Origin of the sequence: Actinomycetospora termitidis, assembly GCF_030286555.1 — a bacterium.
Classification (GTDB): Bacteria; Actinomycetota; Actinomycetes; order Mycobacteriales; family Pseudonocardiaceae; genus Actinomycetospora; species Actinomycetospora termitidis.
Window position 1 is genome coordinate 676,629 of record NZ_JASVWF010000001.1, and the last position, 14,395, is coordinate 691,023.

Consider the following 14,395-nt stretch of genomic DNA (forward strand, 5'->3'; position numbering starts at 1 on the left):
GGGCCGCGAGCAGGGCCGGGGCGCCGCGCCGGCGGGGGCGGGCGGCCCGGGAGGCGTGACGGGGTGCGATGGCACGACTCCTCTCCGCACGGCGACCGACCGGCTCACGGTAGCCAGCTGCCCGTCCGGGGTGCGGCACGGGTGCCCGCGCCGCGCCCCGGACAGGGGGACGAACACCCCTCTCGGGACGATCAGCGCCTCTCGAGCAGCACGACCGGGATGGTGCGCGTCGTCTTCGACTCGTAGTCGGCGAATCCGGGGTAGCGCTGCTTCTGGGTCTCCCACACCGGGTCGCGCTCGTCGGCGGGCAGGTCCCGGGCGTGGACGTCCACGGTGTCGATGCGCGTGCCGTCCCCGAGCTCGACCGCGACGTCGGGCTGCGCGAGCAGGTTGTGGTACCAGTCCGGGTTGTCCGGCGCGCCGGCCTTGGATGCAAAGACCGCCCACGCGTCGCCGACCTGCTGGTACATCATCGGCGTGAGACGGTCGGCGCCGGTCCGACGCCCCACGTGGTGCAGCAGGAGGAGCGGAGCGCCCTCGAACTGCCCGCCGACGTGTCCGCCGTTCGAACGGAACTCCTCGATGATCTGCTGGTTCCAGTCGCTCATGACGTCAGTGTGGCCTCGGGCGTGGCCTCGTGGCTGACGTGCTCGCCGGAACGGTGGATGCGGCACTGCTCGCGGAGTTCGGGGAGCTGGAGCTCTGGACGGCGACCGCCACGGTGGCCCGGGCCGCCACGGCCGCCGGGCACGCGCGCCTGGGCCGGCTCTCCGGCTCCTTCCACGCGGCCGAGCGGATCCGGGAACGCGCGGGCCGGCTGCTCGACCCGGCCTACCCCGCCTTCGAGCGGCAGACCGGCCTCGACGCGACGGTGCCGCCCACGGCGCTGGAACGGGACGCGCGGGAGGTGGTGGTGACCGGGGCCCTGCGGGCCGACCACGCGGTCGACGCCGCCCGGCTCGCCGTCCTCGCCGAGGTCGGGGTGCCGCTGATGGCCCTCGACGCGGGCCGCACCGACGGGCCCTGGCGCCTGACCGCCACCGCCGGCGAGCCCTACCGGGACGGGACCGGCTCGGCGCCGGGCGACCTGGTGGTGGCGGACGCGGTCGGGCCGGTCGCGCCGGTCGTCGGGGACCCGCCGGGTCGGCTGGTGGCGGGCGCGAAGGCGCGGACGGTGCTGCTCTACGCGGTGCGGGTCCCGGGCGTCGCGAGCTGGGAGGTCAGCGAGGCGGTCTGGCGGGCGGTGCACTACCTGGCCGCGACCTGACCTGGCGCTCACGCGCGGCGACGCGCACACTCTCCGGGGTCCCACCGAGGGAGGTGCACGTGACCTCGACCGAACCCCGCCCGGATCTCGCCCTGGAGATCCTCGAGGGCCTCGACGCGTCCGAGACGGCCGCCTCCCGGCGCGGGCTGCGCGAGCAGGTCGCGTTCCTGTCCGAACGGCTGCGGACGGTGCTCGAGGCGGACTGGGCCCCGGAGGTGCTGGCCGCGGCGGCCGTGTCGCCGGTGGCCGAGCGCCCTCGGCTGCTCGACCTCGGTGAGCTCGAGCGGGTGCGCGACGAGCTCGTGACCTGCCTCGACGCGGTCCGGGTCGCCGCACTCGCCCGCCGCGAGCGGCAGGCCGCGAACCGCGCCCTGCTCGAGCGGATGTACGCCGACCCGGACGCCCACCGCGGGATCCGGCTCACCACCGACGACCTGGGCCTGCCCGGGTGCTGCCGCTGGCAGGTGAGCCCGGTGCTCGGCGTCGTCGGGCGACTCGCCGGCTGGTGGCGGGTGAAGGTCTCCTCCGGCTGCCCTTGACGTCGCCCGGGGTGCTCCGGGTGGGCCTCCACGAGACTGTCGGAGGGCGCGGCTAGCGTGCCGGGCATGGCGCTCCTGGTCCACCGCGCGGAACGGGCGGACACCCTCGCGGAGGCGCTGGCGGACGTCCTGGCGGTGCCGCCGGACGACCCGTTCACCCCCGACGTGGTCGCGGTGCCGACACGCGGGGTGGAGCGCTGGCTGGCCCAGCGGCTCTCCCACCACCTGGGCGCGCGGGCGGGCGACGACGGGGTCTGCGCCAACGTCGTGTTCCCCCCGCCCGCCGAGCTGGTCCGCACCGCCCGCGGGTCGCAGGACGAGCCCTGGCGCCCGGAGCGGCTGGTGTGGCCGCTGCTGGAGACGATCGACGCGTGCGCCGGCGAGGCGTGGCTCGCGCCGCTGAACACCTACCTCGGCGTGGTCGGGGACACCGCCGGGACCCGGGCAGGGCGGCGGTTCGCGGCCGCGCGCCACCTCGCCCGGCTGTTCGACGCCTACGCCGAGCACCGGCCGGCCACGGTGCGGGCGTGGGCCGCGAAGGACGACGAGGGCGTCCCGGCCGACCTGGCCTGGCAGCCCGAGCTCTGGCGGCGCCTCCGGGAGCGGCTGGGGGTCGCCGGGCCGGCCGAGACGCTGCCCGAGGTCGCCGGTCGCGTCGCGGACGCCGACCTGCCGGCCCGCCTGTCGGTGTTCGGGCCGACCCGCCTCTCGACCACCGAGCTCACCGTCCTCGAGGCGCTCGCCGCCGACCGCGAGGTGCACCTCTGGCTCCCGCACCCGTCGCCGGCCCTGTGGGATGCCGTGCGGGGCACGCGCGGGGTCCTGCGCCGCCGCGACGACCCGACGGCCGACGCCGCGGCCCACCCGCTGCTGCGCTCGCTGGCGCGCGACGCCCGCGAGCTGCAGCTGCGCCTCCCGGCCGACACCGTCGACCGGCACCACGCCCCGGCCGGCCCCGCCCCCGCGACGCTGCTGGGGCGGCTGCAGGACGACCTGCGCCACGACCGGGCGCCGGCCCTGGCCGACCTGCCGTCCGACGAGAGCGTCGTCGTGCACTCCTGCCACGGGCCCGACCGGCAGGTCGAGGTGCTGCGCGAGGCCGTCCTCGGGCTGCTCACCGACGACCCCACGCTCGAGCCGCGGGACATCGTCGTCATGTGCCCGGACGTCGAGACGTTCGCCCCGCTGGTCACGGCGGCGTTCGGCGGCTCCGCGGAGGACGGCGGGCACCCGGGGCACCGGCTGCAGGTCCGTGTCGCCGACCGGTCGCTCACCCAGGTCAACCCCGTCCTCGGCGTGCTCGCCACGGTGCTCGACCTCGCCGACGCGCGGCTCACCGCGAGCGAGCTGCTCGACCTCGCGGAGAGCGAGCCGGTGCGGCACCGTTTCCACCTCGACGACGAGGCGTGCGAGCGGCTGCGCGTCCTCGTCGGCCGCGCCGGGGTGCGCTGGGGCCTCGACCGCGAGCACCGCGCGGAGTACAAGCTCGGCCGGGTCGGGGAGAACACCTGGGAGGCGGGCCTCGACCGGCTGCTCGTCGGCGTGGCGATGTCCGGCGACGAGCAGGTGTGGCTGGACTCGGCCCTCCCGCTCGACGAGGTCGACTCCCGCGACGCCGACCTCGTCGGCCGGCTCGCGGAGTTCGTCGACCGGGTCGCCGAGGTCCTGGGCCGGCTCCGGGGTGAGCAGCCGCTCTCCGCGTGGCTCGACGCGCTCACCCTCGCGCTCGACGCGCTGACCGCGACCGTCCCGGCCGACGTCTGGCAGCTGACCCAGGCGCGGGCGGTGCTCGCGGAGGTGCGCGGGTCCGCGGCGGGCTCGGACGAACCGCCCCGGCTGACGCTGCACGACGTCCGGGCGGTCCTGTCCGACCACCTCGCCGGGCGCCCCACCCGCGCGAACTTCCGCACCGGGACGCTGACGGTCGCCACCCTGCTGCCGATGCGCAGCGTCCCGCACCGCGTGGTCTGCCTGCTCGGCCTCGACGACCAGGTGTTCCCCCGCGACACCCGCACCGACGGCGACGACGTCCTCGCCCGTGACCCGCGGGTCGGCGAGCGCGACGCCGCGTCCGAGGACCGCCAGCTCCTCCTCGACGCGATCACCGCCGCGACCGAGCGCCTCGTCGTCGTGCACGCCGGGGCCGACGAGCGCACCGGCGCCACGCGCCCGCCCGCGGTCCCGGTCGGCGAGCTGCTCGACACCCTCGACGCCACCGCGACCCTCGACGGGCGCCCGGCCCGCGAGCACGTCGTCCGCCGCCACCCGCTGCAGCCGTTCTCCCCGGCGAACTTCCGGACGACGGGTCGGTCGGTCCGCCCGTTCAGCTTCGACGCGACCGCCCGCGACGGCGCCCGCTCGCTCGTGACCGGACGGACGACCCCGCCGGCGTTCCTCGCCGGGCCGCTGCCCGAGCGCCCCGCGGCCGAGGTGGACCTGGCCGACCTGGTCGCGTTCGTGGAGCACCCGGTGCGGGCGTTCCTGCGCCAGCGGCTCGCGCTCGTCACACGCGGCGACGAGGAGGAACCCGACGAGGCGCTGCCCGTCGAACCCGACTCCCTCGCGCGCTGGTCGATCGGCGAGCGCCTGCTCGCCGACCGGCTCGCGGGCCACGACGTCACGGCGTGCATGGAGGCCGAGCGCCGGCGCGGGAGCCTGCCGCCGGGTCGGCTCGGCGTCCGCCTGCTGCGCTCGGTGGGGCGGCAGGCCGAGGAGCTCAAGCGCGCGGCCGACCCGCTCTGGGCCGAACCCGCGCACGACCGCACGGTCTCGGTCACCCTCGACACCGGCATCACGGTCGTCGGGACCGTGTCCGGGGTGCGTGGCTCGACGCTGGCCGCGGTGAGCTTCTCCCGGCTCGCGCCGAAGCACCGGGCGGCGGCGTGGGTGCAGCTGCTCGCGCTCGCGGCCGCGTACCCCGACCGGGCCTGGTCGTCGACGACGATCGGCAAGGGCGGCAAGGACTCTCCCACCGCCCGGGCCACCGTCGCGCAGATCGACCTGGCGCACGCACGGGCCGTGCTGGCCGACCTCGTCGCCCTGCACGCCGAGGGCATGCGCGAGCCGCTGCCGCTGTTCGCCAAATGCTCCGAGCGCTACGTGAGCGAACGCGGACGGCGGACGACGAAGCAGGCGTTCGACTCCGCGCGCCGCGAGTGGTCGGGGCGGTTCGGCGAGGCCCTCGACCCGCCGCACGTCCTCGTCTGGGGCCGCGCCCGGGCCCTGGACGACGTGGCGGGTCCGGCCGGTGCCGTCGAGTCGACCCGGTTCGGGGAGCTCGCGGTGCGGTTCTGGAAGCCGCTGCGCGAGGCCGAGAGCGGCCGTGAGGAGCACTACCGGTGACGACGACCCTCGAGGAGGCCCCGGCGTTCGACGTGTGCGGTCCGCTGCCCGACGGCACGACCGTGCTCGAGGCGAGCGCGGGCACCGGCAAGACCTACACGATCGCGGCGCTCGCCGTGCGCTACGTCGCCGAGGGCCGGGCGGGCCTCGACGAGCTCATGCTCGTCACGTTCGGTCGTGAGGCCACCCGCGAGCTGCGGGAGCGGGTGCGCGAGCGCTTCGTGGCCGTGGAGCGGGCGCTGCGCAGTCCCGGCGACCCGACCGACGCGGTGACGGCCCTGATCACGGAGGTCGACGACACCGAGCGGGCGCGGCGCCGCCGCCGGCTCGCGCACGCCCTGGCGCACTTCGACACCGCGACCATCGCCACCACCCACCAGTTCTGCCAGGACATGCTGGCCGGGCTGGGGGTCGCGGGCGACACCGATGCCGACGCGGTGTTCGTCGAGACCATCGACGACGTCGTCACCGAGGTCGTCGACGACTTCTACGTCCGCGCCTACGCCCCCGAGTCGGCGGGCGACCCCCCGTTCGACCGGGCGACCGCGCTCACGCTGGGCCGCGCCGCCGTCGGGGACCCGACGGCCCGGCTCGCACCCGCCCCGGGCGAGACCACCGGCACCGCCGACGTCCGTGCCCGCTTCGCGGCGGCCGTGCGCGAGGAGGTCGAGCGGCGCAAGCGCCGCCGTCGGCTGTTCACCTTCGACGACATGCTCACCCGCCTGCACGCCGCGCTGACCGACCCCGCCCTGGGCGAGGCGGCCTGCGCGCGGCTGCGGGAGCGCTACCGCGTGGTGCTCGTCGACGAGTTCCAGGACACCGACCCGATGCAGTGGGACATCCTGCGGGCCGCGTTCCACGGGCACGTGGCGCTCACCGTGATCGGCGACCCCAAGCAGGCCATCTACGCCTTCCGCGGCGCGGACGTCGTCAGCTACCTCGCGGCCGCCCGGTCCGCGGGCACCCGCGCCACGCTCGCCGTCAACCACCGTAGCGACGCCGGGCTGCTCACCGCCCTCGAGCGCGTCTTCGACGGCGCCGCCCTGGGCGACGACCGCATCGTCGTGCACCCGGTCGGCGCGGCCCACGAGCACGCCCGGCTCGCGGGCGCCCCCGACCCGACGCCGTTCCGGCTCCGGGTGCTGCCGCGAGGGGGCCTCCGGGCGAACTACCGCACCGGGCTGCCGGAGATCGGCCCGGCGCGGGCGAAGGTCGTCGCCGACCTCGCCGCCGAGATCGGCACGTTGCTCGCCGCCGACTCGACGTGGGACGGCCGCCCGCTCGGGCCGGGTGACCTCGCGGTGCTCGTGCGCACGAACGCGCAGGCCGACCTGGTCCGCGACGCCCTCGCCGCCACCGGGGTGCCCGTCGTGCTCGCGGGCGCGGCCGGCGTCTTCGCCACGGACGCCGCGCGGGAGTGGCTGACGCTTCTGGAGGCCCTGGAGCAGCCCGGGCGAGTCACCCGGGTCCGGGCGGCGGCGCTGACCTGCTTCGTCGGGCGGCGGGCCGCCGACCTGGACGCCGCCGGATCGGACGCCGGGGCCGCGTCCGAGGTGCTCGCCGACGTCGGTGAGCACCTGCGGCGGTGGGGGACCGTCCTGCGGGAGCGGGGCGTGGCGGCCCTGCTCGAGGCCGTCTCGACGGCCACCGACCTCACCCGGCGCGTGCTGGCGACGACCGGCGGGGAGCGCCTGCTCACCGACGTCCGCCACGTCGGCGAGGTGCTGCACGCCGAGGCGTCCGCGCACCGGCTCGGCGTCGTCGCCGTCGCCGAGTGGCTGCGGCTGCGGATCGCCGAGACCAGCGGCTCCGCCCGCGAGGCCCGGCCCGAGCGCACCCGCCGTCTCGAGTCGGACGCGGACGCCGTGCAGATCCTGACCGTCCACAAGTGCAAGGGCCTGGAGTTCCCGGTCGTCTACGTGCCCTTCGGCTGGGACCGCTGGACGCGGGACGCGCCGGAGGAGGTGCTCCACCACGACACCGCGGGCACGCGGGTCCGGGCGGTCGGCGGGTCGACGGACCCGGCGTGGGTGGAGCACTGCACCGCGCAGCGCCGGGAGGACGACGGCGAGGACCTGCGGCTGCTCTACGTCGCTCTCACGCGCGCCCGCAGTCAGGTCGTCGCCTGGTGGGCCCCGTCGTCGCAGACCGCGCCGTCGGCGTTGAACCGCCTGCTCCGCGGAGCGCGGCCGGGCGCCGAGCCGGACCCGGTCGTCACCCTCGCCGACGACACCACGACGTCCGCGGAGTTGGCGGCATTCGCCGGCCCGCACCTGTCGGTGGAGGTCGTGGAGCCCCGGTCGGCCCCGCCGTACGTCCCCGACGCGGGCGAGCACGGGGTCCTGACGGCGGCCCGGTTCGACCGCGAGCTCGACCTCGCGTGGCGGCGCTCGTCGTACTCCTCGCTCACCGCCGACGCGCACGCCGCGCACGCCGAGCAGGCCGCCACCTCCGAACCCGAGGAGGCTACGCTCGACGACGAGTCCGAGCCGGGCGAGTACGAGGTGACGCCCGCGGCCGGTTCCGTCGCCGTGCCCTCACCGATGGCCGACCTGCCGGTCGGCGCCGCGTTCGGTGTGCTCGTGCACACGGTGCTGGAGACCGTGGACATCTCCGACCCGTCGGCGGCGGCCGTCGACCTCGCCCTCGTCGAGGCGGCCGGGGAGGCCCTCGCGCACCGGCCGGTCGCGGGGGTCGGCGCCGTCGACCTCGCCGCGGCGCTCGAGCCGGCGCTGCGCACGCCGGTGGGTACCGCCTCGACCGGGCCGTGGGCCTACGGCGACGTGGTCCCGCGCGACCGGCTGGCCGAGCTGGACTTCGAGCTGCCGCTCGCGGGGGGCGACCGTCCCGGGGCGGCGACGGTGACCCTCGGCGGTGCGGCATCGCTCCTGCGCGAGCACCTCCCGGCGGACGACCCGCTGGCCGACTACGCCGAGGTCCTCGAGGGACTGTCGGGAGCGGTCCTGCGCGGCTACCTGACCGGCAGCATCGACGCGGTCCTGCGCGATCCCGACGGCCGCTACGTGATCGTCGACCACAAGACGAACTGGCTCGGTCCGGTCTCCACCACCGGGGTGCCGGAGCCCCTGACGAGCGCGCACTACGGCCCCGAGCAGATGCGCACCGCGATGATCCGGGCGCACTACCCGCTGCAGGCCCTGCTCTACGGGGTGGCGCTGCACCGGTTCCTGCGCTGGCGGGTCCGCGACTACGAGCCCGAGACCCACCTCGGCGGCGTCGCCTACCTGTTCCTGCGCGGGATGTGCGGGCCGGACACCCCGGTCGTGGAGGGCACCACCTGCGGGGTGTTCCGCTGGTCGCCGCCCCCGGTCCTGCTCGTGGCCCTGTCCGACCTGCTGGCGGGAGTTACCGCATGACCACCGTCGAGTTCGCGGCCGAGGAGGGCGTGCGGTTCGCCGCGCGCGCGTCCGGACTGCTCGCCACGTTCACCACCCGCGGCGTGCTCGCCCCCTCGGACACCGCGGTCGCCCGTCGGCTCGGGCGCCTCGGACGGGAGGACGACGAGGAGGTCCTGCTGGCGGCCGCCCTGGCGGTGCGGGCGCTGCGCGCGGGTTCGGTGTGTCTCGGGCTCGCGGACGTCGACCGCGTCGTGCTCACCGAGGACGGCACCCTCGACGACACCTCCGACCTGCCCTGGCCCGCCGACCCGGCCGCCTGGGAGGCCCGGCTGGCGGCGAGCCGGCTCACCGCGCCCGGCGGCCCGCTGCGCCTCGACGACGGCCTGCTGTGGCTCGACCGCTACCGCCGCCAGGAGGACGAGGTCCACGCCGACCTCACCGCCCGCGCCGTGGCCACGCCCCCGCCGGTCGACCACGACCGGCTGCGTGCCGCCCTGGACCGGCTCTTCGCGGGCGCCGCCCCCGACGACCACCAGCGGCTCGCCTGCGCCGTCGCCACCCTGCGCTGGACCGCGGTGATCGCCGGCGGGCCGGGCACCGGGAAGACCACGACGGTGTCGCGGCTGCTCGCGGTGCTGCGCGACCAGGACCCGACGTGCCGCATCGCCCTCGCCGCTCCCACCGGCAAGGCGGCGGCCCGCCTGGGGGAGGCGGTGTCGGCCGAGGCGCTGCCGGCCGACGACCGGGCCCGCGTCGGCACCGTCGAGGCCTCCACGATCCATCGCCTGCTCGGGTCCCGCGCCGACACGTCGTCGCGCTTCAAGCACGACCGCCACCGTCGCCTCCCGCACGACGTGGTGATCGTCGACGAGACCTCGATGGTGTCGCTGACGCTGATGGCACGCCTGCTGGAGGCCGTGCGCGACGACGCCCGGGTGGTGCTCGTCGGTGACCCCGACCAGCTCGCCCCGGTCGAGGCGGGCGCGGTGCTCGGCGACCTCGTGTCGGCGCCCGAGCTCGGCCCGGCCCGGCCGGACCCGGAGACCCTGGCGGCGGTCGGCTGCACCGCCCGGCCCGACCCCAACGGCGTCGTGCGCCTGGACCGGAACTACCGCAACAACGCCGACATCGCCGCGCTCGCCCGGGCGATCCGGGCCGGGGACGGCGACGAGGTCCTGCGGTGCCTGCGGGCGGCGCCGTCGCTGGACTTCGTCGAGTCGGTCGATCTCACCGAGCGCGAGCCCGCAGGGCTGGCCGCGCTGCGCGAGGAGGTGGTGAGCGGCGCCCGCGAGGTCGCCGCCGCGGCCCGCACCGGGGACGCGTCCCGGGCCCTGTTCGCCGGCGAGGAGCACCGCCTGCTCTGCGCGCACCGCCGCGGGCCGTACGGCGTCGCGCGGTGGGCCGCGCAGGTGGACCGCTGGCTCGACGAGGACGGCGGGGTCGACGCGGACCGGGAGGCCGGGGTCGTGTGGTGGCCCGGCCGCCCGCTGCTGGTCACCGAGAACGACTACGACCTCGGCCTGTACAACGGCGACACCGGCGTCGTCGTGGCGCGGGGCGCCCGCACGGTGGCGGTGTTCGGGCGGGGCGACGTGCCGCTCGAGCTGCCGCCCGCGCTGCTGGGCGACGTGACCGGGGTGAACGCCATGACGGTGCACCGCGCCCAGGGCAGCCAGTACTCCACGGTGACGGTCCTCCTGCCCCCGCCGGAGTCGCCCCTGCTCACCCGGGAGCTGCTCTACACCGCCGTGACGCGCGCCCGGGACCGCGTCCGCGTGGTCGGCTCGCCCGAGGCGGTGCGCGCCGCCGTCGACCGGCCGATCAGTCGGGCGTCGGGCTTCGCACGTCACCGGTGACCGGCGGCGTCGGGCCGGGTATAAGAGCAGCCATGGACCCCGACCTGGCCCGCAATCCCGCCGCTCTCCCGGACTCCACGCCCGAGAAGCAGAGCGAACTGAAGCTCAACGTCGGGATCGGCGTCCTCGGCACGCTGCTCTCGCTGTTCTGCGCCGTCATCTTCTTCACCCCGGTCGACGAGATCATCCTGGCGATCGTCTTCCTGGTGGTGACCGTGATCTCGGCCGTGGTGACGCTGCGCTTCTACGGTCGGCTCAAGAAGGCCCGGAGCAGCAGCTAGGCGTCGTCAGCCGACGACGAGGCCCAGGGCCCGGCACACGTCCGCGGCCTGGGCCTCGCTGACGATGGCGCCCCGCAGGGTGCGCGAGGCGTCCTCGGTGAGCTCGCCGAGGTCCGCACCGCGCAGGTCCGCCCCGCCGAGGCGCGTGTGGCCGAGGTCGACGTCGCGGAGCACGCAGTCGACGAGCACGGCCTCGCGGAGGTCGGCGCCCCGCAGGTCGGCCTCGGAGAGGTCCACGCCGCGCAGGTGCACCCGGCGCCAGACGACGTCCTGGAGGTTGGCCAGGCCCAGGTTGGAGCCGTCGAGGCGGTAGGAGACGGCGAGTCCGCGCAGCCCCGCGAGGTCGGCGCCGATCATGCGGCAGTCGGCGAACCGGGTCTCGGTGAGCAGCGCGCCGGTGAGCCGGATCCGCGAGAGGTCCACGGCGTCGAACACGGTGTCGGTGAGGTCCGCGTCGATCAGCAACGCCCCCGCCAGCGACCCGCCCCGGACCGTCGCCCCGTCGAGCGTGGCGCCCCGCAGGTCCGCGCCGGTCAGCCGGCAGTTCTCCAGCGTGATCCCCGAGAGGTCGAGCCCGTGCAGGTCGGGTTCCTCCGTGGCGACGTCGCGCACCGTCCCGCCCTCGGCCAGCAGCTGCGCGAGCTCCGCGCCGGTCACCTCACGCACGACGGCCATCGTCCTCCGGCCGCCGGCCCGTCGATCCCGGCCCCCGTGCCGGACGGCGGCCCGCCGATCTGCTCTCGCCCGCGCCATTCGAGTGCGGCGTGGGGCAGGTTCGGTGGGCGCGGGACCTGCGTGGTGTCGCACTCGGCGTGTGCCGGACCCCCTCCTACCGGTAGCCCCGGTACCCCGCCCAGGCGAGGCGGCGACCGCGGCGCGGGTCGGACTCGATGCGGTCGTGGGCGTCGATGATCCGGGTGAGGCGGTCCTCGACGGTGTAGCGCGGCCAGTGGGAGGCGGGGGCACCGGTGCGGGCGAACGTCGTCCAGTCGCGCCGCACACTGCGGGAGATCACGCTGAGCGCCCGGCGCCCGCCCAACGCCGTCATGACCCTGGAGAACCGGGATCCGCCGAGGCCGAACACCGCGTAGAGCTCCGCGCCGTGGGTGGCGCGGAGCCCGAGCAGGTGCATCAGGCGCGGGGCCAGGTCGTAGCGGTAGGCGTACACCGCGTTCCCTGCTGCACTGTGCGCCTCCATGACCTGCACCGACGGGTACCAGAACAGGTAGTCGCCGCCGAGGTCGCGCCGGTGCGGGGTGCCGCGGTAGGCGGCGAGGACCTGGTCGCGCAGCTCGGGCTGGGTCGCCGCGAACACGGCGTCGGCCCGCTCGTCGGTGACCATCAGGTCCATCCGCAGGCCCGGGAGCTCGAAGAGGCGGCCCTCGGTGTCGTTCGTCCCGATGATCAGCGGCACGGGGTGGCTGCGCCCGGCCGCGAACGCGTCGAGCGGGGCCTCCGGCAGCAGGTCGCCGTCGACCACCGGCGCCGTCATGAGCACGCCCGGGGTCTCGTCGGCGACGTGCCGGAAGCGCCGGGCCGCGTGCAGGAGCTGGTCGGTCGAGGCCGTGTCGAGCAGGCCGACGGGATCGCCGCTGCGTCCCATCACGTGCGCGAGCTCCTCGACGAAGCGCCCGCCCCACGCCCCGGCGCGCTCGCGCGAGTAGGCCACGCCGGGCGCGGAGCTCTCGGCGATCGCGCGGTGGAACAGGCCGCGGGCGGAAGGCACCGTCATCAGCGTCGTCACCGAGATCGCGCCGGCGGACTCCCCGAAGATCGTCACGTCGTCCGGGTCGCCGCCGAACGCGGCGATGTTGTCGCGGACCCACCGCAGGGCGGCGAGCTGGTCACGCAGGCCGAGGTTCGACTCGATCGGCCGCTCCTCGGAGCCGAACGCGGAGAAGTCCAGGTAGCCGAGCGCGCCGAGGCGGTAGTTCACGCTGACGTAGACGACGTCGCCGGTCCGGACGAGGCCGTAGCCCCGGTACGTGGAGGCCGACGCCGCGCCGACGACGAACGCGCCCCCGTAGAACCACACCATCACCGGCCGGGGCTGCTCGGACGGGGCGGACGGCGCCACGACGTTCAGCGTCAGGCAGTCCTCGTCCATCGGGGTGTCCTTGCCGGCGCCGAGGAACTCCCCGGTCCGTTCCTGGGGTGGCACCGGGCCGAACGTCGTGGCGTCACGGACCCCCGACCAGGGCTCGGCCGGTGCCGGCGCCCGCCAGCGGCGCGGGCCGACCGGCGCGGCGGCGTAGGGGATCCCGCGCCAGGACAGCAGCCCGCCGCGCTCGCGACCCCGCACCGCTCCCGCCGTCGTGAGGACCTCGACATCGGTACGCGTGCGTTCCACGCCCGCCACTCTGCCAGCGGAGGACGGACCGCGACGGCGTTCCCCGCTCGGCCGTACGCAGGATCACGAAGAGTGACACCATCAGGTGGGAAGCGCCCGATCAGTGGGGCGTGTCGCCTTGTCAACCCCCAGAATCGCCGACGTGGAGGCGGAGGTCGCAGCGGCGTTGTGGCAGGTGGAGGCCGCCTTCGTCGCGCACCCGGCCCGGGACGTCCTGGAGAGCTGCACGCCGCGGCAGGGCCCGGTGGTGCTGGCCGACGCCGATCCGCTCGCCCTCGCGCTCGGTCTCGGGACGACGATCGGGGCCCCGGACGACGTCCGGGCCCTGACCCCCTGGCTGCTCCGGGCGGTCGTCACCGACGACCGCGTGGACCTGCACTCGGTCCTGTCCCGGATCGCGGTGTTCTGGGAGAGCTGGACCACCCGGGAACGCGCCGCCGTACGGGACTTCGTCGACACGCTCTGGGTCGCCCTGCTCGACCGGCACCCGGGCCCGTTCGTGGACCTGCCGGTCGCGACGGCCACGTCCTTCCTCGACGACGCCTCGGGGCTCGGTGACGGACCGTCCCGCCTGCTCGGAATCTGGGAGTACAAGGACACCGCGAGCGCCGACCACCACCTCGCCGAGCTGATCATCGACGCGCACTACGGCGCCCGCGTCGAGGAGATCGTGGTGGCCTGGACCCGCGCCCGCCCCCAACGGGAACGACTGGAGCGGGCCGCGGACCGTGACCGTGACGAGCCGTGGGCCGGGGATCTCGGAGCAGCACTCGATCTCCTTGCGTCCAACCCGAACTGACGACATCGAAGCGCCGGGCCGACTGCCCTCCGTGCTCGCAAGGCACGGTCGAGTGGCTCACCGCAGCCTCACACCGGTGGGGACACCGGTCTCCGTCCGTGTCCGGACGTGACTCCGTCCGGCCGTCCGTGCACGACGAGGGGAACTGTTGCCGCCTTCCGGTGGCGGAGGGTCACGACGTTCCGGCGCACCTCGTTGAGAGCACGACGCCGCCCCGGGCGGCACCGCTCCCCTCGAACGCACTGGAGATCCCCATGATCGCGAAGCTCGGCATCGCGGGCGTCGGCGTGGCCGCCGGCCTCGTCGCCCTCGCCCCCCTCGCGTCGGCCACCGAGTCGCACGGCGCCCCGCAGCCGGGCGGGCCGTCGTCGACCTGCTCCGTCGCCGGCGGCGACGCCGCCGCGGCCAACCGCGGCGACAGCGAGGGCCTCGTCGGGGCCGTCGTCCAGGCGCCGGTCGGTGGCCTCAACGCCGCCAACATCGTCTGCAACTCGATCCTCAACGACAACCTCAGCCAGAACGTCGTCGACGTGTCCGTCCTGGGTGACGGCCTCGACCTGCTCGGCCTGCTGGGCCTGTAAGCGACCGACGACGGAGAAGGA

11 protein-coding genes are annotated in these 14,395 nt (G+C 76.0%); 8 read left to right on the top strand and 3 right to left on the bottom strand.

All coding sequences use genetic code 11. The features are described from left to right. Positions 1 to 191 precede the first annotated feature (191 nt). Entirely contained in the window at positions 192 to 608 is a 417-nt protein-coding gene (locus QRT03_RS03325) for a nitroreductase family deazaflavin-dependent oxidoreductase (RefSeq protein WP_286051061.1), read from the bottom strand. Between the two features lie 29 nt (positions 609 to 637). Between QRT03_RS03325 and QRT03_RS03330 the strand changes: the two genes are divergently transcribed. The 6 genes from QRT03_RS03330 (at position 638) to QRT03_RS03355 (ending at position 10,644) form a co-directional block, all read left to right on the top strand. Beyond that, on the top strand, positions 638 to 1,267 hold the full coding sequence (locus tag QRT03_RS03330; protein WP_286051062.1) for a hypothetical protein: 630 nt from the start codon (positions 638 to 640) through the stop codon (positions 1,265 to 1,267). A gap of 59 nt (positions 1,268 to 1,326) precedes the next feature. Next, positions 1,327 to 1,806, top strand: coding sequence for a hypothetical protein (locus tag QRT03_RS03335; RefSeq protein WP_286051064.1), 480 nt, complete (start codon positions 1,327 to 1,329; stop codon positions 1,804 to 1,806). Positions 1,807 to 1,872: 66 nt separating this feature from the next. Further along, complete coding sequence (gene recC, locus QRT03_RS03340) at positions 1,873 to 5,148, top strand: exodeoxyribonuclease V subunit gamma (protein WP_286051065.1); 3,276 nt, start codon at positions 1,873 to 1,875, stop codon at positions 5,146 to 5,148. Further along, the gene (locus tag QRT03_RS03345) at positions 5,145 to 8,525 is read left to right on the top strand and encodes a UvrD-helicase domain-containing protein (protein ID WP_286051066.1); all 3,381 of its coding nucleotides are present in this window, start codon (positions 5,145 to 5,147) and stop codon (positions 8,523 to 8,525) included. The genes recC and QRT03_RS03345 overlap by 4 nt, the downstream gene beginning before the upstream one ends. Continuing rightward, positions 8,522 to 10,363: an exodeoxyribonuclease V subunit alpha gene (gene recD / locus QRT03_RS03350; protein WP_286051067.1), complete on the top strand. Its 1,842-nt coding sequence runs from the start codon at positions 8,522 to 8,524 to the stop codon at positions 10,361 to 10,363. Before QRT03_RS03345 ends, recD begins: the two co-directional genes overlap by 4 nt. Positions 10,364 to 10,395: 32 nt before the next feature. Continuing rightward, entirely contained in the window at positions 10,396 to 10,644 is a 249-nt protein-coding gene (locus QRT03_RS03355) for a hypothetical protein (RefSeq protein WP_286051068.1), read from the top strand. Positions 10,645 to 10,650: 6 nt separating this feature from the next. On the opposite strand, the gene QRT03_RS03360 is transcribed toward QRT03_RS03355, so the two are convergent. Together QRT03_RS03360 and QRT03_RS03365 are read right to left on the bottom strand one after the other, a co-directional pair. Continuing rightward, positions 10,651 to 11,310 carry a pentapeptide repeat-containing protein gene (locus QRT03_RS03360; protein WP_286051069.1) on the bottom strand — a complete coding sequence of 220 codons (660 nt, stop codon included), beginning with the start codon at positions 11,308 to 11,310 and terminating at the stop codon, positions 10,651 to 10,653. A 163-nt stretch (positions 11,311 to 11,473) separates the two neighbouring features. Next, positions 11,474 to 12,994, bottom strand: coding sequence for a carboxylesterase/lipase family protein (locus QRT03_RS03365; RefSeq protein ID WP_286051070.1), 1,521 nt, complete (start codon positions 12,992 to 12,994; stop codon positions 11,474 to 11,476). Positions 12,995 to 13,136: 142 nt separating this feature from the next. Here QRT03_RS03365 and QRT03_RS03370 point away from each other — a divergent pair, with 142 nt between their 5' ends. Both QRT03_RS03370 and QRT03_RS03375 read left to right on the top strand, forming a co-directional pair. Further along, positions 13,137 to 13,793 (top strand): hypothetical protein, encoded by a 657-nt coding sequence (locus QRT03_RS03370; RefSeq protein ID WP_286051071.1) that lies wholly within the window; start codon positions 13,137 to 13,139, stop codon positions 13,791 to 13,793. A 254-nt stretch (positions 13,794 to 14,047) separates the two neighbouring features. Then, positions 14,048 to 14,374 (top strand): hypothetical protein, encoded by a 327-nt coding sequence (locus QRT03_RS03375; RefSeq protein ID WP_286051072.1) that lies wholly within the window; start codon positions 14,048 to 14,050, stop codon positions 14,372 to 14,374. Positions 14,375 to 14,395 lie beyond the last annotated feature (21 nt).

Excerpts from the sequence above, each read along its gene's own strand:
- QRT03_RS03325 (WP_286051061.1), bottom strand. The coding sequence starts at position 608 with ATGAGCGACTGGAACCAGCAGATCATCGAGGAGTTCCGTTCGAACGGC.
- recC (WP_286051065.1), top strand. The coding sequence starts at position 1,873 with ATGGCGCTCCTGGTCCACCGCGCGGAACGGGCGGACACCCTCGCGGAG.
- recD (WP_286051067.1), top strand. The coding sequence starts at position 8,522 with ATGACCACCGTCGAGTTCGCGGCCGAGGAGGGCGTGCGGTTCGCCGCG.
- QRT03_RS03355 (WP_286051068.1), top strand. The coding sequence starts at position 10,396 with ATGGACCCCGACCTGGCCCGCAATCCCGCCGCTCTCCCGGACTCCACG.
- QRT03_RS03375 (WP_286051072.1), top strand. The coding sequence starts at position 14,048 with ATGATCGCGAAGCTCGGCATCGCGGGCGTCGGCGTGGCCGCCGGCCTC.